Origin of the sequence: Shinella sp. 838 (assembly GCF_029623935.1) — a bacterium.
GTDB lineage: Bacteria > Pseudomonadota > Alphaproteobacteria > Rhizobiales > Rhizobiaceae > Shinella.
In genome coordinates this window covers 1-22257 of sequence record NZ_JARSBQ010000032.1, presented here as the reverse complement: position 1 = coordinate 22257, position 22257 = coordinate 1, and the positions used below count along the sequence as shown (strand labels likewise).

Annotated in this window: 22 protein-coding genes and 4 pseudogenes; 10 read left to right on the top strand and 16 right to left on the bottom strand. The window is 57.7% G+C overall.

The genetic code is table 11. From position 1 onward, the window contains the following. Nucleotides 1-262: 262 nt before the first annotated feature. Nucleotides 263-1097, bottom strand: a pseudogene (locus P9A16_RS34630) (integrase); the annotation flags it as partial. A 336-nt stretch (nt 1098-1433) separates the two neighbouring features. On the opposite strand from P9A16_RS34630, the pseudogene P9A16_RS34625 reads away from it, so the two are divergent. Together P9A16_RS34625 and P9A16_RS34620 are read left to right on the top strand one after the other, a co-directional pair. Continuing rightward, nucleotides 1434-1571 (top strand): annotated as a pseudogene (locus tag P9A16_RS34625) (transposase domain-containing protein); the annotation flags it as partial. A 383-nt stretch (nt 1572-1954) separates the two neighbouring features. After that, nucleotides 1955-3049 (top strand): nucleotidyltransferase family protein, encoded by a 1095-nt coding sequence (locus P9A16_RS34620; protein ID WP_278026518.1) that lies wholly within the window; start codon nt 1955-1957, stop codon nt 3047-3049. 369 nt (nt 3050-3418) lie between these two features. Here the strand turns inward: P9A16_RS34620 and P9A16_RS34610 are convergent, their stop codons facing one another. Together P9A16_RS34610 and P9A16_RS34605 are read right to left on the bottom strand one after the other, a co-directional pair. Beyond that, nucleotides 3419-3766 carry a hypothetical protein gene (locus P9A16_RS34610; protein ID WP_050747070.1) on the bottom strand — a complete coding sequence of 116 codons (348 nt, stop codon included), beginning with the start codon at nt 3764-3766 and terminating at the stop codon, nt 3419-3421. Next, on the bottom strand, nt 3756-3941 hold the full coding sequence (locus P9A16_RS34605; RefSeq protein ID WP_156334226.1) for a hypothetical protein: 186 nt from the start codon (nt 3939-3941) through the stop codon (nt 3756-3758). Before P9A16_RS34605 ends, P9A16_RS34610 begins: the two co-directional genes overlap by 11 nt. Before the next feature lie 199 nt (nt 3942-4140). Between P9A16_RS34605 and P9A16_RS34600 the strand changes: the two genes are divergently transcribed. Beyond that, complete coding sequence (locus tag P9A16_RS34600) at nt 4141-5160, top strand: ISL3 family transposase (protein ID WP_082342971.1); 1020 nt, start codon at nt 4141-4143, stop codon at nt 5158-5160. A gap of 94 nt (nt 5161-5254) precedes the next feature. Here P9A16_RS34600 and P9A16_RS34595 read toward each other — a convergent pair whose 3' ends face one another. After that, nucleotides 5255-6607 carry a hypothetical protein gene (locus P9A16_RS34595; RefSeq protein WP_278026517.1) on the bottom strand — a complete coding sequence of 451 codons (1353 nt, stop codon included), beginning with the start codon at nt 6605-6607 and terminating at the stop codon, nt 5255-5257. Nucleotides 6608-6948: 341 nt separating this feature from the next. On the opposite strand from P9A16_RS34595, the gene P9A16_RS34590 reads away from it, so the two are divergent. Continuing rightward, entirely contained in the window at nt 6949-7206 is a 258-nt protein-coding gene (locus tag P9A16_RS34590) for an antitoxin (protein WP_050747073.1), read from the top strand. Further along, on the top strand, nt 7203-7520 hold the full coding sequence (locus P9A16_RS34585; RefSeq protein ID WP_050747074.1) for a type II toxin-antitoxin system RelE/ParE family toxin: 318 nt from the start codon (nt 7203-7205) through the stop codon (nt 7518-7520). Before P9A16_RS34590 ends, P9A16_RS34585 begins: the two co-directional genes overlap by 4 nt. A 29-nt stretch (nt 7521-7549) precedes the next feature. On the opposite strand, the gene P9A16_RS34580 is transcribed toward P9A16_RS34585, so the two are convergent. Then, nucleotides 7550-7948, bottom strand: coding sequence for a hypothetical protein (locus P9A16_RS34580; RefSeq protein WP_371260179.1), 399 nt, complete (start codon nt 7946-7948; stop codon nt 7550-7552). Nucleotides 7949-8206: 258 nt separating this feature from the next. Between P9A16_RS34580 and P9A16_RS34575 the strand changes: the two genes are divergently transcribed. Together P9A16_RS34575 and P9A16_RS34570 are read left to right on the top strand one after the other, a co-directional pair. Then, nucleotides 8207-8641 (top strand): hypothetical protein, encoded by a 435-nt coding sequence (locus tag P9A16_RS34575; protein WP_156334230.1) that lies wholly within the window; start codon nt 8207-8209, stop codon nt 8639-8641. A 68-nt stretch (nt 8642-8709) separates the two neighbouring features. Beyond that, nucleotides 8710-9108, top strand: a complete 399-nt coding sequence (locus P9A16_RS34570; protein WP_050747087.1) for a hypothetical protein — start codon at nt 8710-8712, stop codon at nt 9106-9108. Nucleotides 9109-9177: 69 nt separating this feature from the next. Here the strand turns inward: P9A16_RS34570 and P9A16_RS34565 are convergent, their stop codons facing one another. Next, a complete protein-coding gene (locus tag P9A16_RS34565) occupies nt 9178-11076 on the bottom strand; it encodes a caspase family protein (RefSeq protein ID WP_278026516.1) in 1899 nt (632 codons plus the stop codon). Nucleotides 11077-11259: 183 nt separating this feature from the next. On the opposite strand from P9A16_RS34565, the gene P9A16_RS34560 reads away from it, so the two are divergent. Then, nucleotides 11260-12434 (top strand): IS3 family transposase gene (locus P9A16_RS34560; protein ID WP_443021763.1). Its coding sequence is split into 2 segments (ribosomal slippage): nt 11260-11596 and nt 11596-12434, totalling 1176 coding nucleotides; the frame shifts between segments, so codons are not numbered across the junction. A 217-nt stretch (nt 12435-12651) separates the two neighbouring features. On the opposite strand, the gene P9A16_RS34555 is transcribed toward P9A16_RS34560, so the two are convergent. The 7 genes and pseudogenes from P9A16_RS34555 to P9A16_RS34525 all read right to left on the bottom strand — a co-directional run bounded on the left by P9A16_RS34555 (nt 12652) and on the right by P9A16_RS34525 (nt 18456). After that, on the bottom strand, nt 12652-13800 hold the full coding sequence (locus P9A16_RS34555; protein WP_278026514.1) for an IS110 family transposase: 1149 nt from the start codon (nt 13798-13800) through the stop codon (nt 12652-12654). Nucleotides 13801-14134: 334 nt separating this feature from the next. Beyond that, complete coding sequence (locus tag P9A16_RS34550; RefSeq protein WP_278026513.1) at nt 14135-14560, bottom strand: hypothetical protein; 426 nt, start codon at nt 14558-14560, stop codon at nt 14135-14137. A gap of 291 nt (nt 14561-14851) precedes the next feature. Next, a pseudogene (locus P9A16_RS34545) lies at nt 14852-15797 on the bottom strand (transposase). An 85-nt stretch (nt 15798-15882) separates the two neighbouring features. Further along, nucleotides 15883-16827 (bottom strand): M10 family metallopeptidase C-terminal domain-containing protein, encoded by a 945-nt coding sequence (locus P9A16_RS34540; RefSeq protein WP_050747143.1) that lies wholly within the window; start codon nt 16825-16827, stop codon nt 15883-15885. A gap of 573 nt (nt 16828-17400) precedes the next feature. Then, nucleotides 17401-17634 (bottom strand): annotated as a pseudogene (locus P9A16_RS34535) (tyrosine-type recombinase/integrase); the annotation flags it as partial. Between the two features lie 178 nt (nt 17635-17812). Further along, a complete protein-coding gene (locus P9A16_RS34530) occupies nt 17813-18199 on the bottom strand; it encodes a type II toxin-antitoxin system VapC family toxin (RefSeq protein WP_278026512.1) in 387 nt (128 codons plus the stop codon). Continuing rightward, nucleotides 18199-18456 carry a type II toxin-antitoxin system VapB family antitoxin gene (locus P9A16_RS34525; protein WP_023516401.1) on the bottom strand — a complete coding sequence of 86 codons (258 nt, stop codon included), beginning with the start codon at nt 18454-18456 and terminating at the stop codon, nt 18199-18201. The genes P9A16_RS34530 and P9A16_RS34525 overlap by 1 nt, the downstream gene beginning before the upstream one ends. Before the next feature lie 330 nt (nt 18457-18786). Between P9A16_RS34525 and P9A16_RS34520 the strand changes: the two genes are divergently transcribed. Then, nucleotides 18787-19587 carry an antibiotic acetyltransferase gene (locus P9A16_RS34520; protein ID WP_278026511.1) on the top strand — a complete coding sequence of 267 codons (801 nt, stop codon included), beginning with the start codon at nt 18787-18789 and terminating at the stop codon, nt 19585-19587. Nucleotides 19588-19630: 43 nt separating this feature from the next. On the opposite strand, the gene P9A16_RS34515 is transcribed toward P9A16_RS34520, so the two are convergent. From P9A16_RS34515 to P9A16_RS34505, 3 genes are read right to left on the bottom strand one after another with little or no spacing between them, the layout of a single operon-like run. Next, nucleotides 19631-20158, bottom strand: coding sequence for an FkbM family methyltransferase (locus tag P9A16_RS34515; RefSeq protein ID WP_278026519.1), 528 nt, complete (start codon nt 20156-20158; stop codon nt 19631-19633). A gap of 30 nt (nt 20159-20188) precedes the next feature. Then, entirely contained in the window at nt 20189-20314 is a 126-nt protein-coding gene (locus tag P9A16_RS34510) for a hypothetical protein (RefSeq protein WP_278026510.1), read from the bottom strand. 17 nt (nt 20315-20331) lie between these two features. Beyond that, nucleotides 20332-21018 (bottom strand): CatB-related O-acetyltransferase, encoded by a 687-nt coding sequence (locus tag P9A16_RS34505; RefSeq protein ID WP_278026509.1) that lies wholly within the window; start codon nt 21016-21018, stop codon nt 20332-20334. A 451-nt stretch (nt 21019-21469) separates the two neighbouring features. On the opposite strand from P9A16_RS34505, the gene P9A16_RS34500 reads away from it, so the two are divergent. Beyond that, nucleotides 21470-22216 carry a calcium-binding protein gene (locus tag P9A16_RS34500; RefSeq protein ID WP_278026508.1) on the top strand — a complete coding sequence of 249 codons (747 nt, stop codon included), beginning with the start codon at nt 21470-21472 and terminating at the stop codon, nt 22214-22216. Nucleotides 22217-22257: the final 41 nt, after the last annotated feature.

The following is a 22257-nucleotide window of genomic DNA, read 5'->3' as shown; positions in this document are numbered from 1 at the left end:
GATCATTCATGGCGGGTGTGGTCTCCGGAAACGGCACGGATCGGCGTAAGCAACCAAATCCTACGTCATTTCAACGGTTTGAACCATATCCGCCAACCCCTCGTGAATTATTCGGGCTAAGTGCCATCGTAGGTATCCAGGTTCTTTCTCATATATAATCTACCTATAGCGTGAATGCTTGGATTCTCGCGCTCCTCAGCCCGCCGCATCTCATGGATCTCTGATTTATCTGAGACGTCTTGAAAGCTAGGAATTGTGCGCCGGCCGAGGAGGCAAGGCCGGCGCGCAGCAAATGGCCGGCAAAAAGCTGGCCGCGCTCTGCCTCGGAAAGATCGCCACACATGCCGGCGGCGAGTGCTTCCTTCTTGCGAGCAGGGCAAATTTATCTATGCGCTCCAGCGCTGCGATAGGGCAGGTGGCGTCGGACGAGCCACGGCCGATCTCTACCTCGAGCCAATCGGTCGTGCCACGCAGGGACACCAGCGCGCCGTTGTCGAAAGTTTCGACCCAGCCGCGCCCATCGTCTGTCTGGTCGCGCCCGGTGATCTCCGAGCGACGCAGACCGCCGGCAAAGCCGAGCAGCTGCATCATGGCCCGGTCGCGAAGCCCATGCAACGAACCGCGGGTGAGCGTCTCCAGCATGGCGATCAGATTTTTTGGGAAGATCGCTTCCTTCTGCCGGGGCAGTGCGGCGTGCCGCGCTGGGAACAATTCCAGACGATCGCCGAGAGGCGCCGCTCGATGGTTGAGACGCCATTGACTTTGACGTTACGCTCGGCCGTACGCGGAGGCGCGAGCGATAATGTAGAGTCCGACGATTGCCGGTTCCGGGGGAGGGGACAGATTCTGTCGTCGGCACCAAGCGGAAAAGTGCCGCCAGTCCGCGGTATCGGCCCGCCGCGTATTGGCTGAGCTGGCGGCTTCGACATCGCCCCGGGCGCGTTCGGTCAGATCTTATAGGTGCCCCGGCAGGGGAGGGCGCTTGACAGGGCGGCAACGACGGCGGTGGAAATACCGCCGGCCTCCGCCGTGCTGAGCGGCGGAGCAGCGACGTCCGGAGCACAAAATCCGCTGTTTTCGTCGATGATTTGCGGCATTTCTCTATGATGAGAAACATAACCGATAAGGCAATCGGGTCGATGAGCTGTGCATCCGCCGAAGCCGGATGGGGTTACGGATGCCCGGTTTCCTCGAGAGGCTGGTCCTCCTGTTGGAGCACCAGCGAAGAAATCTCGATCGTCAATGTTTCAAAGTCTCTCGAATAGGGTGAACTTCGGCGCCAGAGTGCGAAGATTTGCCTGCCGACCGGCATATGTCTGATTTCCACCAGCGCCAGCTTTCCTCCCGCCGTTAGTTCGCCACAGGTACCAGAGGCCATAACTGGTGAGTTCGAGTTTATCCTCATGTCTAGCAAGATAGATCTCCGACTTGAGCTGCAGACCTGCAAAATGAATTGCGTCGATCCGCTCGACTGGTTCTCCCACATATTGACCCGCATCCCTTAAGGCTGGCCGGCAGCCAAAATCGAAGCGCTTATGCCCCGGAACCTCCGGCCAGACGCCATCGGCTGACCGTTTACGTTCATGTGCATCAGATATTTGCCCGGTCTCTCACGGCTGTGACTTTGAGAGCGGCACAGGGGACCGGGCGACAACCCGAGCAATGTGCATGGTATTGTCCACTGGGGACTTCCCCTTTTTTCAGCCTTGCTATACCGATCTACGAAAAAGGTATAACGGCGTTAAGGCCATCGCGCTTGAAGCGGCAACAAACGAACTTAACATCTGCCAGCGGAACAAAAACGAGGCCCGCTGAAGCTGTTCTCAAGATTGGCGGCTATGCATAGATGAGGGGCGATACGAATACGCCTCAGGCTACCTCTGCTTTGAAGGCATGGGATTGAACGCTGGGAGAGGTCCAAGGGCAGTCGCCCTGTTGGGGAGCATCACTACCGATGAAGAAGATCGATCTCGTCTACCAGACTATGCTTGCGGAATTGGGCCAGCGATCCATGGACGCGGCATGGACAGCCGATTTTCCACCCGAGGGCCGCTTTCAGCGTGTCGTCGTCAAGGAGAAGGCCTATTGGTATTTCGACATCCCGGACGGCTCCGGCGGCAAGTCCCGGCGATACGTCGGCCCTGCTGATGATACGGAGATCGCGCAGCGTGTCGAAACCCACCAACAACAGAAAGACGATCTCATCGCTCGGAGGCGCATGGCTAGCACGCTGACACGCGACGGCGGCATGGTCGCCCCTGACGCGATGTCCGGCAACCTCGTCGAGGCACTCGCGGCCAGGGGCCTCTTCCGGCTCCGCTGTGTCCTCATCGGGACAGTCGCATTTCAGACCTACGCCGGACTGCTCGGCGTACGCCTGCCCTCGGCATCAGTCCTGACCGGGGATGCGGATATTGCGCAGGACTATGCGATCTCGCAGGAAGTCGAAGACAGCCTCCCCCCGATTGTCGAACTCCTGCAGAGAGTCGATCCCACCTTTCGACCCGTCCCTCATCGATCGGGATCCGTGGCTTCGTCTGCATTCCAAAATTCGACTGGATATCGCGTGGAGTTCCTGACATCGAACCGCGGCTCCGACGACTATATCGACCAGCCATCGAAGATGCCTGCCCTCGGCGGGGCGAGCGCGGATCCGCTTCGCTTCCTCGACTTTCTCATCAGGGAGCCTGTGCGGACAGTCCTGCTTCACAAGAGCGGTGTCCCTGTAACAGTCCCGGATCCGGCGAGATATGCCGTCCATAAGATGATCGTCGCCACGAGACGACGCACCGACGGTATGAGCGCGATCAAGCGGGACAAGGACATCCGACAGGCGGAGATCCTCTTCGAAGCCCTGTTCGAGACACGTAGAGCATCCGATTTCGCCATCGCGTTCGATGAAGCATGGAAGCGCGGCCCGGCCTGGCAAGAAGCCCTACTTCAGGCCGAACGGAGTATGCTATCGAAATCTGGAGCTAGCGCGTTTCGTCAGATCCTTTGGCAGGGGAATCAGGAAATCGGCAAGGAACAGTCTGACGATCCTGTATGAGGAAATGGAAAGAAGAAGGTGTATGCTGCTGCCGCCTACCGCAAGGCGCGCCCGATCTAGTCGACAGGCGCTGGAATAAGGAGATCAGGGCACCAGATGGCTCGGTTGGTCACAGAATACTGGAACTCTTCGTTATCGTCGAGTTGAAGAACAGGATCGCTGCCAACGAGATCTGGATCAAAGGGTTGCGTACATATTGGGCCCTCGACGAGGGTATGATCTCCCATCAGACTTATGCCATCATCAAGGCCGAGGCCCGCGACCAGTCCAGTCCGCCGCGCGCGTTGTCGCAGCCATCATGGGCGGCAACCACAGAAGATTTACCGCGCTTTGGAAAGGCCAAAGAGTCGAGGTCAGAGAGGCGGCGTATTAGTGCATCTGCTTCCTTGGTGGACGGAGGAAGGATGCGGCCTTATCCGACACGATTTTCAGGGTTTGCCATCCGGCCAGCTCGTGTTCTGCGATACGCGCCTCAATGGCGGTCAGCATCCATGCCGCAGCGGCGATGTCCTCGGCCGCCTTGTACGCTTTGAACCGCTCTAAGCAGGCAATGATACGCGGCCCGGCCGAGCCCTCTGCCAGAGCGATACCGGCGGCGAAGGCCTGCGCTTCCTCGTAGGCGTTCATAAGGCGCTGCCGGTCATCACCCTCGCTGTTGACGATGACCCCGAGCGTGTAGGTCAGCGTGTTCATGAGGTCGGTGGCTTCATCGTGCATGTTCAGTTTCCCTTATGCGCTTTGCCAGCCGGTTAATGGTCGAACTGGAACAGCCGGTGACGCTCTGGATGGTCGCCCACGGCGTGCCGCTGCGCAACATGGCCGTAATGGCCTTGTTGCGTTCCTCGTTCGGCGGGCGGCCTTTATAAGCCCTCGCCGCCTTGGCTTTGGCCATCCCCTGCGCCTAGTGATGCCTGCGGCTGTGGATGTCGTCGCGGTCAGCGGAGGCCAAGTGCCATGAGGTTGGCAGGTCGAGCGCCACCACGCACATGTCATCACCGGATCAACTCCCCAGAAGTGGGCTCTTCTGCGCAATTTCGGTGCAACTTTCTGAATCCTGTTGATTCGACGTATGAATCTGCAGGAGCATCACGATGGCGAAACGCGTTCTCCCGTTAATCCCGTCACCATTGGTCGTTGACCATGTTGAACTATCGTCCGAGGCGATATCCATCCATTGCCGTTTCCGATCGCATACTGTGCGGTGCCCCGACTGCCTTCAAGCCTCTCAACGTTTCCACAGCCGCTATGTACGACAGCTTACCGATCTGCCGTGGCAAGGGCGCACCGTGACGATAGCGCTCAATATTCGACGCCTGCGTTGCAGCAATCACCGATGCCGAAGGCGTACATTCGCGGAGAGACACGATGACGTCGTACGGCGATATTGCCGGCGCACGAGGCGCCTCGCCGAGCTCCATCGCTGTGTCGGGGTAGCATTGGGAGGAGAGGCCGGCGCATGGCTGGTCGCGCGCCTCGGCATGCAGGTAAGCGCCGACACCATTTTGCGCATCGTGCGATCGGAAGCTGTCCCTGAGTTCAAGGTTCCACGTATTCTCGGGGTGGATGATTGGGCCTGGCGGCGCGGGCAACGATACGAGACTGTACTCGTCGACCTGGAGACGAACGACGTCGTGGATCTGCTGCCCGATCGCGAGATGAGTACACTCTCCACCTGGCTCAAGGACCATCCCGGCGTCGAGATCATCGCCCGCGACAGGGCTGGCGCATATGCACGTGGCGCCCGGGAGGGCGCGCCGAAGGCCCAACAGGTCGCCGACCGTTGGCATCTTCTACGTAACTGTTCGGACGCTTTGCAGAATGTCGTGGAGCGCCGATATCGCCTGGTTCGTGTTGCGCGCGATCCGTTCCCGCAGCGCGCTGATCTGGCTGTCCGAGAGTCCGATTTGCCATGGCTGGCCCTTCGTGAGCTGGCGCCCCTTAAGCCAACCAAGAGCGACGGCACGGTCGATGAGACGATACTGCAGCTCCGTGCTCTCCTGATGATGCCGCACCTGGTTAACGGAAGACTGGCGGACATAGATGTAGGCGAGCTTACCGCGATGCTCGGCCGTGACGCACTCGTCTGGGCTATGAGCTTGTGCGCAGCCTGACCCTTGTTGAGGCCGGCCTGACCGTGCCGCTGCAATGCTGGGCTGACCGCTTGTTCAGACGATAAAATCTAGGAGGCCCTTGTGTACCCACGCCTCAGTTATCGACGGGCGCGATGTATTCCAGCTTGTACCAGTCAATGAGGCCAGGTCGAAAATGCCGAACGGCGGAACGCGACCACATGGGGGTGTTGTGGTCACCGACCACCATGATGTCCAAAGGCGGCATGTTCGGGTCGGCGGCGATCGATGCCACTGTATCGAACACACCCATCCAGATTTCCGTGAGGTCGCAGGTGATGCGATCGGCTATGCTCGCGGCGGATGTACCGCAGGAGAGAGGACCGTTCTTGACGGGCACGTACGGTAGGTGGCTATCCAGGGTTAGCCAGTAGACGAATTTGCGCCGTTCGCCCGCCCCCGCAAGCTCCCGGTGGACGAGCCTGCCGACATCCTCGTCGCACAACCCTTGCAGGACTGAGCCGCAATGGCGGGCCGTGTCGTCCGGGAACATCCTCTCAAGGTCGTCACGGAAATTCGACGTCTGGATACCAATGTGGGGATACCATTCTCTGAGTGAGAGCAGCTCACCGTTGAAACCGTCATAACTGATTGTCGAGAACCCGCCTTCGACAAGTCGCGCAGGCAGGCAGTCGTATTTCTTGTCCTCGAGATAATCGGTAAAGGTGCCCCATCTGCCGCACAGCTCCCGCGACATGGCGCCAGTGGTCGAGCCATAATGGGCATTGACCCCGTGTTTCAGCTTGAAACGGTGGCCGGCGGCGGCGCGCAGTTTGTCTTCCAAAAGTGCCCGCTCGCCCGGATTGGCATAGGCCCCCATGCCCTCAACGAGCACGAGAAGCACATTTCGATCGTTTTCGATGATCATGTCCGATGTGAGATCCGCCTGTTGCAGCGCGCTTTCGAAGGTTGCCGGCACTCCTGGATTGTAGTTGTTCGTCGCATAGTCGAGGAGGATGAGCGCATTGACAGCGATCAGGGTCGGAATGAGGGAGGCCTGCTTCAGGCGGCCACGATAATGGTTGATCAAGTAGGCGGAGACGATGGCGACCGCGGCAAGTAGGGCGATACCCGCTGAATAGAGCAACGATGCACCGACATCGATATCTTTCAGGAATCCGATCGACGCAAAGGCGAGGCCGAAAGGCATATTAAACATCGCGGAAACGATGAAGAAGCCATCAACCACAGCGGCGATAAGGAAAAGCGGATAGGCGAGAGCCCTTGGTAGAACCAGCGAAAGCACGGCTGCGGCCAGGTAAAGCGCAGGACCCAGCGGGCGACGGATCATCAGCCATGGCGAAGCGAGCAGAAACAATGCATTCGGCACAACGACCACGATGAGCACGAAAAGCCATGTGTCGGAATAGCGAAGCTTCTCCCAAAGGGTTTTCGGGTGGGCGGAATACTCATCCGGAACCGCACTCATAGATTGTCTCCGTTATTCGGAGAACTATCTAGGGGGCCGAAGTTAAGGAGTCGCAAATGCTGGCTGAGAAGGCGACAAAGAGACTTGGCTTGCGGTGGAGTGATGATGTGAACGCCTCTACTCCGGCGACAGGGACCGCGGCTAGACTTTCAACCACATCCCTGCGGGCGGCCCGCTCGGCAAAATCCTGTACGTCCAGCAGATCTGTGCGGGGGGGGGGGGGGGCGCTCAGTGATGGGCGTCCCTACCGCGATCACTTTCGCAGGATGCAGAATTCGCGCTTACCCACATTACCATATATGTGCTAATGTGGGTCTGTGTGAATCTACGGAGTGTGTTACATGAGCCGCCTGACTATCGATATAACCGACCAGCAGCACCAAAGCCTGAAGGCACTGGCCGCCCTGCAAGGCAAAACGATCAAGCAATATGCGCTCGAACGCTTATTTCCGGGTGGCGCTGCGGATACCGATCAAGCATGGCAGGAGCTGAAAACCCTGCTGGGAATGCGCATCAACGAAGGCTTGGCGGGAAAGGTATCCACCAAAAGCATTGGCGAAATTCTCGATGAAGAACTTGCCGGGGACAATCGCGCTTGACCCGGCACGACTACATCCTGACGGGTGCGGCAGAAGCCGATTTGCGCGGAGTTATCCGTTACACGCGCAAGCAATGGGGCGATGCACAGGTGCGCCATTACATCGCCAGACTGGAACAAGGCATTGCGCGCCTCGCGGCCGGTCAAGGGATTTTCAGGGACATCAGCGCGCTCTATCCGGAGTTGCGCATGGCTCGCTGCGAACATCATTACATCTTCGGCCTTCCGCGCGAGGACGCGCCGGCATTGATCGTGGCGATCTTCCATGAGCGCATGGATTTGATGGGGCGACTGGCCGATAGGCTAAACGACTGAGGTACAGCGCCGGAAGGATGCCGCGAAAATCAGGCAGACCGTCCGAGAACTCTATGGGCGGTAGCGCGATCCTTGCGATCCAGTTTTTGCGCGCTGCGCTGGGCATAGTTCCAGCTGAGTGCAGCGAGGTGCCGCTCAATGGTTGGGACGCTATTGGCTTTGCCGCCTCGCTCCGCCGAACCGGAGGCACAGGCGGTGATGTAGAGCCCGAGGACCTGCGGATCCGAGGAGAGGGGCGAAAAATTCTGGCGTCGGCACCAGGCGGAAGAATGCTTCCAGTCCGCCGCATAGGCCCGTCGCGTATTGGCTGAACTGGCCGCCTCGACGTAGCCGCGAGCGCGCTCGGTCAAGACCTGCAGCTGGGCGGGTAGGCCGGGTTTGGCGTCAGCCAAAGGCGAGGTCGGCCGAAACCCCGGCAGCGGAAACATCAGCGGAATCCGCTGTACTGTGCGGTAGCGTAGAGCGCTCCGGAGGGTGAATTTCGCCGTTTTCGTCGATGATTTGGGCCATTTCCTATATAAAGAGCATAATGTGATAATGCCACGGCGCTGGCGTGATGCGCGGTATCGTTTGTTTGGTGAGGCACATATCGGCAGAAGCATTGCCACTGAGCTGTTGCCTGATAGATTGCGAGTGCGGGTGACTGGTGGAGGTCCATGATGTCGTGTGTTCTTCGCGTGATAGTCGTGGCCGGTTTTCTCCCCGTCTCGCCTCTTCACGCGGAAACATTGCTTTGCGCTCCTGTTGCTGTCGCGGAAACAGTCGGCACGTCCGGATCCCTGACGATATCCGCCGCCGACAAGGAACTGGGAAACCCGGTTCTTTTCTGGATTGATACCAAGACCGGAGAGTTACAGGAACATGCGGAAGGTGGCGACCGGTTCATTACCTACACCGGCAAGCTGGATGTGCAGCAGGCCGACGCGAACGTTTTCCTGGCTCATCACGCGGAGCAGAACGAAATCTACCGCATAGATCTCGGCGTAATGGTGCACCCGTTCCAGAGAAGCGTTGACGGTGCGTTGACATCGATCGGTGCCTGCAATCCGGCGAGGATGGGTGAGTTGCCGCAAGAGGACAGTGCCCCGGTGTGGCCCTTCACCTATCGAAAGACCGGGTAACCCGGGAGATAGCTTACACAAGCAGCGCCATGCACGGGAACTCTGACAGCACGACATCGGGAGGTAGGATGTTTTTGAGGGGGGCATATCTCGGCGGCGCGCTACTGGCGGGCTTCGCACCGGCTCACGCCAATGGCTGCCTTGCTCCACCGTCGATGATCACAGGCCAGTTGCGCATCGTCGAAAGCAGGCATCCTGACGGGACACCCATCAGGGCGTTTGTCGTCTTCGTCGAGGACGGGCAATGTGTTTCCATAGAGGACGTGGACGGTGATCGGGCGGATGTCTTCCTTCGCGATATCCATCTGGCGCCAAAGGGTGACGAAGCCGCGCGCTGGAGTGATGCTGTTGGAAAGGACGTGACGGTGCAAGGCAGAATGGGCCTTCCTTTCACCACGTGGCATGTCGGTTCCGCCATGATGTTCGATGCAACCATTTCGGCAGTTCGAACATCGAGCGACGAATAACCGTCGACGCTCCATATCCTTCTGCCAGCCACTGGATCCGGACACGGCCGGCAAGGCGATGACTGGTGCTTACTCCTGTGCGCCACCGGGCAGGATTTGGATTGCGGAAGCATCACCATAAGCCGTGGGGATCTGCATACCGCCGGTCAGGTCCGATACGCGCGCCGCTGTTTCCCGTACCACCTCATCCATTGTCAGGCCTGGCCTCGAGAGGGTCTGGAGAAGGGCAATCACGAATGGGCTGTCCAGCCCGTTGCCGTCGGCCGCCGTCTTGCCGGGCTGAGTGGAATGGAGGACCACACTGTTCATCGCGGGCGTGGGAGAAACGGCAAGGCCCATGGGCATGCGCTCGGGCACCGGATCCACCGTTATACGGGCAAGGCCGCGCGATGACGCGACCGCCTTTGCCTCGACAAACGGGTCGTCGCGGCAGGCATCGATGATGACGAGTGCGCCCTGGCGCGCCTTGCTTGCCGCCGCCGTCAGGTCTTGCAGGGCCAGTGCCGTCGTTTGCAGGTCTTTTTCGTTTCCTATGGCAGCATCGACAGGCACGAGATAATTGACGCCACCGGTTTCGACGCCATGGCCTGCATAGAACACGACCACGATGTCCGCATCCCCCGCTCGCTCGCCGATATAAGCGGGCAGATTGGTCATGTTCTTGCTATCGATGTCCTCCGCGATCTCGATCGCGTCAAATCCCATATCGGCCAGCCGGCTTGCGATGATCGCGGCGTCACGCCGGGCATTGGGAAGGCTGGACAGTTCGGAATAGTTTCCGGAGCCGATGATGAAGGCGAGCCGTTTCAATCCATCGGGTGATGGATTTTCTGGCATGATACCGAATTCGAAGCCGGGCGCAAATTCTCCTGCGCGCCGTTGCAGGACCGGCTGCGTCAACCGCTTCAGGCGCCAGGCGGCATCGTTTCGCTCCAGCAGGTTGGGGACCGATTGCGTTCCTTCAAGGATGCGATTGTAAATCTCGATGGCTTTTTTCTTTTGCCCACGCGCTTCGGCCGATCGTCCCAACCCGAGCTGCCAGCGCCAGTCGTCGGGCGAAAGCTTTGCTGCTTCGTTGTAAAGGCCTTCAGCAGCAGCGGGGTCCTTCAGGCTATCGAGAGCCAGATCGCCTGCGCGGATCAACAGGTCTATGTTCATCGCGTAGGCATCCTCGGCGGACATGTCGCCGGTTTCGCGAGCAGCCGAGAGCATGTCGTCGAAAGAGGCTCGCAAATCGCCTGTGCGGGATTCGATTTCGGATTTCTGAATGAGCGCAAGCCGCCGGAAAGGCGGCCCCAGCGCGATCGCCGCTGTCAGATCCTCGAGCGCTTTCGCCAGATGCCCCACCCGGCGCAGTAGAAGACTGCGAGCAATCAGCGCCGGACCAAACTGTGCGTCGTTTTCGAGCGCCTGATCAAGGTCGGCGAGCGCTGCAGCCAGATCCCCCCGACGTTCGGCCTCCAACGCTCTCTGGACAAAGGGCGTCGCGTCCGCGGGCGCATCGCGCATCGCCGCCTCGATGTCGTCGGCAACGGCATCTGGTTGCCCGATGGTCTGGTTTATTGTGACGCGTAGGGCGAGAGCCTCTCCCTTCAGAGGGCCCTGCAGATCAATTGCCGTCTGGACGTCGGCCAGGGCGCCGGCCACATCCTCTTGCGTCGGCAGCTTGTATTCCTGCATCGAACCGTCGGCATTTGCATCGAGCGCCATGCCTGCCTGCGTCACCTGCAGAAAGCGCATGAGCCCTCGGAAAAACGCGGCTTTCTGCCTGTCCTCGTCGTTCGTCTTCCCTTCCAGAACACGGGTGCAGGAGGCTTCAGCATCGGCCAGTTGCTCGATTGGCAGCATTGCTGTTTTGACATGTTCATCGGCGCAGGCAGCGAGGTCTGCCACCGTGTCCGCGCTTGCTGACGAGACCGCATAAACTGCGTAAACCAATGCGGCACTGCAGGTTTTCTTGAGGCGCATTGATCATCCCCAGGCTGAAAAATAGGCTGAAGCTCGATGCTATCGCCGAAAGAGGAACGGGTTTGGGGCGGGTTTTATTTCACGGTTTCGGTTGGAGCAAGAATCCAACCTGAACTGCCCCCCATTTCGACCGGACAGTCGGCATAAGCAGAAAGGCTCAAGCACAGGCTTGAGGACAGGCTTATGTCTAACGCGTATCGACACGTTGAATTGCTGACGGGTGATGTTCGCCGCAGGCGGTGGACAACCGAGCAGAAGCTGACGATCATCGAGCAGAGTTTCGAACCAGGCGAGACGGTATCTTCTGCCGCTCGCCGCCATGGCGTTGCGCCCAATCTGCTTTACCGGTGGCGCAGGCTTCTGAGTGAGGGAGGTGCTGCAGCCGTGGATTCTGACGAGCCGGTTGTCGGCAATTCGGAAGTCAAGAAGCTGGAGGATCGCGTCCGCGAGTTGGAGCGCATGCTCGGCCGCAAGACCATGGAGGTCGAAATCCTCCGTGAAGCCCTGTCCAAAGCAGACTCAAAAAAACGGATATCGCGGCCGATCTTGTTGCCGAAGGACGGTTCCCGATGAAGACCGTCGCAGACACACTGGGCGTCTCGCGTTCCAACCTCGCGGAGCGGTTGAAAGGCAGATCAAGGCCGCGCGGGTCCTACCGCAAGGCTGAGGATGCCGAGCTTCTGCCCAGCATTCGCAGGCTGGTGGATCAAAGGCCAACCTATGGCTATCGGCGGATCGCCGCGCTCCTCAATCGCGAAAGGCGAGCCGCCGATCAGCCTGTCGTCAACGCCAAACGGGTTCATCGCATCATGGGCAACCATGCGATGTTGCTGGAGAAGCACACGGCCGTTCGCAAGGGCCGCACCCATGACGGCAAGATCATGGTCATGCGCTCGAACCTGCGCTGGTGCTCCGATAGTCTGGAGTTTACCTGCTGGAATGGCGAGGTCGTTCGTCTCGCCTTCATCATCGACGCCTTCGACCGCGAGATCATCGCCTGGACGGCGGTCGCTAATGCAGGCATCTCCGGCTCGGATGTGCGCGACATGATGCTGGAGGCGGTCGAGAAGCGGTTTGCGGCAACGCGGACTCCGCATGCTATCGAGCATCTCTCGGACAATGGCTCGGCTTACACCGCGAGGGATACGAGGTCGTTTGCCCAGGCGCTTAATCTGACACCTTGCTTCACGCCAGTGGCCAGCCCGCAGTCCAACGGAATGTCCGAGGCGTTCGTCAAAACACTGAAGCGGGATTACGTCCGCATCTCTGCACTACCGGATGCCGAAACGGCACTCCGGCTCATCGATGGATGGATCGAGGACTTGTATGATAGTGGCCCTGTCAAGCGCTCATGCTAGGCATCCTTCTAACTATCGACTGGGCTGCGTTGGCGTGTTGGCGCACTCGGCGCATCGACTTGTATTCGGCAAGGATTGACCTCAACCACGATCCCATTCATGGGGCCAAGCAGTAATCAAGAGCAGCGCCACACTACAACACGGCGGACGTTGTCCGAACCATCTTCAATCTCGGCGGCCACTCTTCTCTCCAGTCACCCGTCGGCGCTTGGAACTGTTAATTTGCGGCTGCTTTCATCGCGGCTCCCGGTGGCACCAATCCATCTTCGACAAACCTCCAAATGGCAACAGCGAGCTTTCGAGCAAGCGCGATAATGCCAATCTTTCGGGAGCGACCTGACCCGGCGGCGAAGGAACTGCGATACCACTTGGTCAAGTCGCTTTCGGGCTGATATCTCAGCCAACACCACGCAAGCTCAACAAGAAGTCGCCTGGCGAAACGATTGCCGGCTTTGCTGATCCCCTGATCATGCTTCACACCACCACTTGCGTACGGGCTGGGTGCCAAGCCGAGAAAGCTCGCTAAACACTTTCGGTTGGCAAACTGGCGATGGAATACTTCAGATACCAGGAGGACCGCACTCAGCTTGCCGATTCCTTTGAGGGCGGCAATTTGATGGACCTTCTCGACATTGGGGACCTGTAGAGTTCCGTTCTCCAATCCATCCTCGAGCTGACGGTCGAGGACACGAATATGCTGATGGACCAGATCAAGCCGCTCGAACTCTCTGCCCAGCTCTGCGGCGAGGTGTCTTCCGAGTGGCCGGTCGTCGGCTGTCCTGACTGCTCGCAACCACTCGCGCCAGTCACCGCCCCAGAGGTTCTTCACATCCCGGATGCCATGGAGATTGAGAAGAGCACGAATTCGATTTACGTGCCGGGTCCTCTCCGCCGAAAGCTGTAGTCGCTCTCTGTCGACGCGCTTGGCATCCTCCTCTTCCGGAGTGGGAACGCGAACCTCCCGGCACACGGTCTTATCTCCCAGATCGAAAGACCGGAACATTTGCACCATGGATTCAGCATCGAGACGGTCGGTCTTGACCCTGCGGCTTCTCCTGTTGACCAAGAAACTGGTGGAATCCAAAACCGACGTCCGAATGCCGTGCTTATGCAAGAACCGCGCTAACCAAAAGCCGTCATATCCCGCTTCGAAACAGACCACGATTCCGGCGGGAGCTCCCGCCAAACGCTCTGCGTTCATTCGTGCGTTCTCGAGCAAAGCGACGAGGCCGACGGCGTCGCCTCCGCGAACCTGTCGAAGCTTTACGCGATTTGAACCGGGTGAAAGCATAGCGATCAACCACGTGGTCTTACTCAACTCGATGGCCGCGTAAACTGGGACTGGGAACTCAGTGTTCTCGTGCATCGGAGGCCTCCTCGTTGTCGATGAAAGCGGGCGAGCTCGATGGCTCGTCCATAGCATCTACAACGAAATCCATCCCCACTCCGCCCTCAAAATGGCTTCCCCTCGGCAGTTCATCAGGGCTAAATCAAACTAGCCGATCTGTCCGGCGAAACGGGGTGCACTCCACAACCCGAATGTGAAGGCTTGACCAACGATCTAGCCCCGGTAGGGCAGGGTCCTATTCGAGCGGCTTGTGGGTGCAATAGATAAGCTGCGTTTCGCCGATGGAGGATCGACAGGCCGATTTCCCATACCGGCGCGGCTGGTGAGAACTGATGAAGGTGCTTGGATAGGGCTATTTATTCGCAAGCACATTGGAGAGGTATTTTCCCCCGTCGGTAAAGACCTCGATGATGCGCCATCTGTCGTCTTCATCGTCGTCACCGATCATGCCGAAATTGAGTACCTGAACGGTCCCATCTTTACCGGAAAGGGTGGCCCGTACCGTGGCCTCGTATTCGCCGGAGGCGACAACCGCGGTTTCTACCTTCTCCAATTGGTTGGCTGCCCCAAGGAGGAATGTCATTCCAGCATCCGATGCGCCGCTCTCCCAGGCTGCTGCGGTCTCCACATACCATGCACCGTGACCTCCTGGAGGAAAATCCGTCCAAGGGTGGCTGGCATAGATGCCGGCAACAACTTCATCCGGCCCGCCAGCATAAGCGGGCAACAAGCCACCAACCATTGTCAGAAGCAGTGTTACCGGCAGCACGGCTTTCAATATGGATGCTCTCTCTGCGCGTTGTTCCGATGTTTATAGCCGGTATGAGCGTGAATGGAAACCTGAGCGGTTGCGTCCAAGGTTGAACCGATGCTTTCCGAGCGAGGCAAGGCTCCAGCGAAGCCGACCAGATAAGGATGCGACGGCGGGCTCCTGGAAACCAGTGAGAGACGGGATCTCAAGATTGCGTTCGCTCGGATAGGATCAACAGCTATGCGCTGGGCGATCACCGGGCTTACACGGCGTTTGCGGGGTAATCCCCCCATTTTTAACGGGGCTCTACGGTAGAATTCACGCGGCCATTTTCAGTTTCTGTGCGGGTGTGATGCCGCCGATGCCATAGCCACTGCGTGGCGAATTCCTGCGCCTCCTTGATGCTTTCTATAATGTGCTGGTCGAGCCACTCATGCCGAACGGTTCGGTTGTAGCGCTCGACATAGGCGTTCTGCTGCGGCTTGCCCGGCTGGATGTGGCTCAAGGCAATGCCTTGCCTTTCGGCCCGTTCCATCAGCTTGCCGCTGACATATTCGGGGCCACGCGTATGGCGAACGGCTTGCCACGCCATTCGATGATCTGGCTCAAGCTGCGGATGACGCGCTCGGCAGGAAGCGAGAAATCCACTTCGATGCCCAGCCCCTCGCGATTGAAATCGTCCAGGACGTTCAACAACCGGAACGGCCTGCCGTCCTCCAGGTGGTCCTCCACTTCGCGGTAGATGCGGTAGACGCGCTTGTGGTTCCAGCGATGGCCCCGGACATTGTGGAGGTAAAGGAAGCACAAGCCGAAGCCCTAGCTCCTCTTCGCCCGCGTCATCCGATCAGCAGATCGGCGATCTGCTCGTTCTCGTCGTTCAGCTTGGCGCTGTAACGAAAGCACGTCTCGCTGACATCGAAGATGGGGGCAGGCGAGTGCGGTGCTCACCCCACGCAGCGCCACTGCTCTCGTGGCCATCTCCCGGCGTTGAGATGGCCGCGTCACTTCTTTCCCAGAGCCTTCTTGAGGAGTTCGGCCTGCATGCTCATCTCCGCATACATCTTCTTCAGCCGACGGTTCTCGTCTTCCAAAGCTTTCATCTGGCTGATCATCGATGCATCCATACCGCCATACTTGGCTCGCCATTTGTAAATGAGGCCGTGCTCATCCCGTGTTCCCGGCATAGCTCAGGCACTGGAACGCCACCCTCGGCCTGACGCAGGATCGCAAGGATTTGCGGTTCGCTAAATCTGCTCGTCTTCATCAAAAATCTCCTCGATCATCTTGCCGAGAAAATTCTACTTTTGAAGCCCGTTGTTTTGCGGGGGGATTACCATTCGACCTTGGCTCTATAGGATAAAGTCTGTCGCTTTCAGCGTCAGACTTGCATCGATGAGGATCGAAAAATCCGCTTTTTTGTCGCCGTTCACGTCGGCGAATACGATGGTATCGCCGCCTTTCTTGATGTAGCGCAATTCTCCAGCATCACCTGAAAAAGCTTTCGTTCCGATAAACTCAAAGGTTTGGTTGCCTTTGGCCACCGTATCTGCATCGACGGCTTTCAGATCGATCTTGTCGCCCTGCTTGCTGGAAAAATCCTTGATCGTGTCGCGTCCCGACGATGCTACCGTGGAGTCCTTGAGCGATTTGAAGACAAAGACGTCCTTGCCCGCTCCGCCGTGGAGTTCGTCACGGCCCGCGCCGCCATAGAGCTTGTCGTTTGCAGCGCCGCCTTTCAAAGTATCGTTGCCGCCTTGGCCGGAAATCTGATCGTTCCCTGCCCCGCCATCATAGGTGTTCTTTCCGTTCGTCCCCAGAAAGCGGTCGTTTTCCGTGACGGACGGTTTCATAATCCGATCGAGGGGGATTTTTTCGTCGGGGCCGAAAAATCCGAACGTCAGCGGTTTTTCACTGGTGATAGAATTTACGAAGGAATTATACTTTCCGGCGGTGGATAAGGTCGGAATGGTGTTTCCCGATATCTGCATGGTGAACTGCTGATCGCCGAGATCAACAACAAGAATGTTCGCCACGCCTTTTGTACCGTTTCCATCCCGCCACGAGATTTGCGTTATTTCTGCGTCGAGTTTTTTCGGAGAGTAGACCTTGCCGTCTATGCGTAGCTCGATGGCGGGGCTGGTAATCGTAATGCCCTCTTTTCCATCAGTCCGCTTGTAGCTGAAAACCGCATCCTTGCCGGTGGCTACCACTTCGAGCTTCGTCGATTTCAGCTTCGTGGCATTACCATTCGAAGTATGGGTTGAAAGGTAGCCCTTGTAAGAAAAGGTCGTCATATCTTTCTCCGGTTATAACAGCGTATGCATGGGCGACAGTTTGCCAACAGAATTTTGTCAATCCCCTTGATTTTGCTCAACAATAGATTGTTCTTCTGCCGGAAGTTTATGGGAATTACCGGTTGCAGCAATAGTAAATGTGCCGCCACGCCATATTTTTTCGTGAGGCGCTGCCATCGCTTCCTAAAAATCTATTGCAATGTCCATTTAGGTCTTGGCAACCCGTAGCTACGAAAGCGGGGGGCGATCACACAACAGGGCGCTCGGAGAACGCCATCGAAGCAATCGATTATGGGCCAAAGGTACAACACCTTACCCGCCGGCAGTTGGAATTCGGTGATATCGGTAAGCCATTTCTGGTAAGGCACTATGTCGAGGCGATACGCCACCCAAAACACCGGTGAACGGAAATGCGGGAAAATCCGCACCGATCAACAGAGAGTGCCTATGGAACCCCACGCCATCGCGTTTTAGGCGGTCTCCGCGAGTTTTGTTCGGGTTCTGCGCCTGATTTCTGCAACGCCGCAGAAATCCGAATTTTGCGATAGTGTTGCCACCGATTTGACCGCCTTGCTAAAGGCCTGCTGCTTTGGTGAGGTTGACGCGGAAGCGGTCACGTCGGCGCCGATAGCGCCGGGTCATTTCGGCCGAGGCGTGGCCGAGCTGCTTTTGCACATGACGTTCGTCGACCTCGGCCGAGGAGGCAAGGCCGGCGCGCAGCGAGTGGCCTGAGAATTTCTCGGCACGCTCGATCTCCGAGAGATCACCGCGGACGCCGGCGCCGACAGCCGTCTGCTTGACCAGTCGGACGCATAGGCGCGGCGAGTATTCGCCGAGCTCGCCATTTCGACATAGGTGCGCGCCCGGTCCGCCAATTGCTCGACGTGCGCCGGCAGGGCAGGGGAGAGGGCATCCACCACGTCGCGCACGATATCGACGATGTCGGGGAGTTCGTCGTCGGCCGAACGTGATTCGCTCGTCATCGTTAGGCAGCCTGAATATCCGTTTTGGAGAAGTCATCGCCGATGAAAAGCAGTGGCTCGTCGCTGCGCTTTGCAAGCGCGTAAGAGAAACAGTCGGTAAAATTCAATCCGGCCGGGTGACGGCCCTTGCCATAGGTGAGCCAGGCCTGTGTCGCCACGTCGACCAGGTCGGCATCGACCGCAATCACATCGGCCGCGATCTTGGTGAGCCAGAGGTCAATCTCGGCAAGCGCATGTTCGCCACGCCGGCTCACAAGGACCATGCGCGCTTCAAACACGCAGGTTGCGGGAACAAGCCGCACGGTGTCGGCAACTATAGCCCTGCGCAGGGTTTCCGCTTTCAGCTCATTGCGCAGTATCGCGACGATCGCGGAGGTGTCGATCACCATCAGTTCGGAATCCCGTGTTCGTCAAAGCCGACGATCTCCTCATCAGTACGCGTATCGAGCTCGGGCAGTCGCGCCACACGCTCGCTGATTGCGCGGAGTTCTCCGAGAAGGCGGTCCTGTGCGACATCTCCGTGCCCCAGCCGGTGCAGCCGCTCGTTGAGCGCCTGATGAATGGCCGCGGTCTTGGTGATCCCTTGGCGGCGCGCAAGCTCGTCGGCGAGGGCAACGGTCGCCGGGTTCTTGATGTTTAAGGACACGAAAGGCTCCTATAATCTACCATTTTCATGTTTTCTACCATGTCCTTGCGCAGCCGTCAATTATGAACGATAAGGCAATCTTATCCATCATTATTCTGATGTATGAAGCGAGCGGTTTGTGTAGCAATATTTAGCTTTTCCGCTCTCCCTTCTTGCGAACTGATGTAGAGTTGAGTGCGCTTTGACTGTTGAAACTTAATTCACCTAAGCGGCTGGATGGATAACTTAATAGAGGGTAGGGGAGGAGAAGGGCATGTTCTCAGAAAACATCGCAAAGCCTGTGTGGCGTGCCGGGAAAAGGCCTTTTAACGGGAGTTCGTCGAGACGATTATGGATAAAAAACTCCTCACCTCTTTACGAGAACATCGGGTGTCTTTCCACGGTACGCCATCCGAAAGTCGGTTTGGGATTGGGCGTGTAAGGGTTCCTATTGTTTTCGAGCCGTTTGTAGAGCTGAGGGGAGGTGCTTTCGATATTCGCCGCATCGACGCCTTTTCCTATTTAGGAGGACGCGGTTCGCGTTATCGCCATGTCGGCAGGATAGGGCGCTTTTGCTCGCTGGGGCCAGGAGTGGTCTGTGGAGCGCCTGAGCACGATTACACAGGCATCATGTCTCATTCCCTTATGACAGGGCACTGGAACGCCAAATGGCCGGAAATGTTCGACGATTTCGGCATAGAAGCGAACCAGATTGCACAGGGCAGGCAAAGCCTTGCAGCTGCGACCGAGAAAAGACGCGCGCGTATTACGATCGGAAACGATGTCTGGATCGGGGATGGTGCCTTTCTCTCCAGAGGCGTGACCATCGGGGATGGAGCTGTGGTTGCCGCGCGTGCAACAGTCGTCAGCGATGTTCTTCCCTATACTGTGGTGGGTGGTACGCCTGCAAAGCTCATAAAGTCGCGGTTTCCACCCGAAATTGTCGACCGGCTTCTTGCGTCACGCTGGTGGGACTATGGTCTGGCCATCCTTGCGGGTACGGAATGGTCAAACATCGAGAAGTGCCTTGAGGTGATTGAGCATAGAATAAGGGACGGCATTGAGCCCTACCGGCCTCGCAAGCTCCGGATCTACCCGGATGATTCGATTGAGTATTTCGACCGATATACACCTGCATCATCGGGCTACTGATGGATGCGGCTCCATGGGTGAGCCTCCAACACACCCAAGGGTATCAGGTTGGGTTGGGGATTTTGGAAAAGAGGACGATCGCTCCACTGGAATGGTTTTGGTCGTAATGAAAGCCGCGGTCATGGAAGGCCTGGAACAGATCTCGCATGCCGGCTGACCCAAGAACGCGCTGATGCAGTTCTAAATAGACGGCTCGAACACCAGCAAGATCGGAGGTGCAAAACAGGGCGCGCTCCCCGCCTTCGATATCGCAGACGATGACGCTAGGGCGGACTGTTCCGATGATCCTGTCGAAGCTCGTGAGTGGAACCGGGCAGGAGCGAATGGTTCCTGCTGTCTTGCGCAGCGACGAGGCCCAGAAATCCCGATGAATATGAAAATCGACCGTACCCGTATCCTCCGCGCCGAGAATTGCATTGTGCAGTTCAAAGCGTTGGCCGCCGACCCCGTTATCGGCAAGTGTCCGTTGGATCATGGGGACAAGCAACGGATTGGCTTCGAACGAGATCACCCGCTCGACGACGGGATTCTTCAAAATCAACGCGGTTACGAAACCGATACCAGCGCCGATCTCAAGGACTATGTCGGCTGGCTGGAGGATTTATTCGATCCTTCTGGCTTCCGGCACCTCGTACTGCCGGGTGCGGATAGCCTCCATTAACCGGGGCGACATGAAATCTGGATCGATACGCAACCGAATACCGAAATGCTCGATAAGCTCTGCCAAGGGATTATCCTCGTGTGTCACGGGTCCAGGCGCTTTGCGCGAATATTGGCTTCGTCGCGGAAGATGACATAACGCCCCGGTTGATAAGGGGTGATGCCGCCTGAAGCGATACGGCGCGTCAAGTCGTCGAGCGTGACCTCCAGGTTATCCCAGGAAAGATCGAGACTGACGATGTCGTATTGCCACCATGCGAGCGTAACAAGCCTTTCGATCGTTTCCTCTGGGAAGCGATAACGAATGAGGCGCGCCGGCACGCCGCCAACGATGGAATAGGCGGCAACATCCTTCGTCACAACACTGCCGGCGCCGATGACTGCTCCATTGCCGACGGTGACACCTGATTTTAGTTTGACGCCCGAACCGATCCACACATCATTGCCAATGACGGTCTCCGCCAGATTCTCAAAACGGGTGCGCGGAGCTGCGTCAAACGGCGGCCGGAACAAGGATTGATAAGGAAAGGGTGATGTGGTCAAGCCTTCCACAGGGTGAGCCGAAAGCACCTGCACTCCATCGCCGATCGATGAATATCGGCCGATACGCACTCTATGTAAAGCGCCGCCAGGCGCGAGATAGCTGAAAGCGCCAAGCTCGACGGCGTTAAGTGTGCATTTGCCGAAAACCCGCGCAGGCGGTTCGCTGACGACCCGGCCAATGAGACGGGTCGTGGCATCGATCTGAAGTGCTGTTATCGGATTTTCCATGCTGTCCTTTTATCCTACGGTCTTGTCTTAGATTGTGACGTTCACGCAGGGCAAGACCCTACTTTTTACTGCCATGCTGAGAATCTTCGCATGGCGTATTGAACAGCATGAATTTTTCGCGTAAGGAGGATTTGCTGTGCCGTGGAAATCAGCGCTTCAGAGGCAAGAACGCGGAAGGTTTGCTGGGCCTTCCGCGTTTTTCTGCATGCCAACATCTTCCCCTTATCTCTACTGAGGCAAAGAGCGCCGTTGTTGCCGCTGAGCAACAGCGTTGTTCAATTCCTGCGAATGTTGTTAAAACATTGTATGGCTCGGAATATTCCGCGTTTTGTGGGCTTCTTTAAAGCATCAAGCGAGTTGACTTTCCGGCGTAATATTGGCATGCACGTCGAAGCATGGCGGTTGTCATGCGTTCCAGCAGTGAACGAATTTTGAAAAAGGAGCCTCTGAAATGGCAAACGGTGACGATATCATCGGCACGACCGGTAATGACAAGCTGTACGGCACGTCTGTAGCTGAGACTATCCAGGGCCTGGGTGGTGACGACCTCATCGTCGCATTTGACGGTGCTGACGAAGTCTTCGGTGGCGCTGGTAATGATACCGTGTGGGCTGGCGATGGCGATCTTGGCAATGACACCATCGCTGGTGGCGACGGCAATGACGTTCTTGCCGGTGGCGCTGGTGCGGACCAGATCACTGGCGACGCAGGCAACGACATCCTGTACGGTGGTAAGGGTGTAGATAAGCTTGATGGCGGTGACGGCAACGACACCATCTGGGCTGGCGAAGACAACGACAACACTGCCAATGGTGTAGTTGGTGGCGCTGGCGATGACGTAGTTGGCGGCGGTGCAGGCAATGATGCTGTATACGGTGGCTCGGGCAACGACACCGTGTATGGTGGCGCAGGCAACGATAGCGTGTACGGCGACAGCGGCAACGATCTCCTGTTCGGTGGTCATGGTAATGACACTGTTGTAGGTGGCAATGGCGATGACACCATCTGGGGTGGCTTCGGTAATGACTCGCTGACTGGCGGCGCTGGCAAGGATGTCTTTGGCTTCGAAAAGGGCCAGGGCGATGATGAGATCACCGACTTTAGCGTCTCTGACGATCGTTGTCCGTCGTCAAATGAACTGAGACTTTTCGGGCTTTGGAAGAGCGGAGTTTCCGGCTCGGTTTGCGGGTTGATTTAAGCCGCTTTGGCGTGATGGTTCAAGCGGCGCTGTCTGATGGT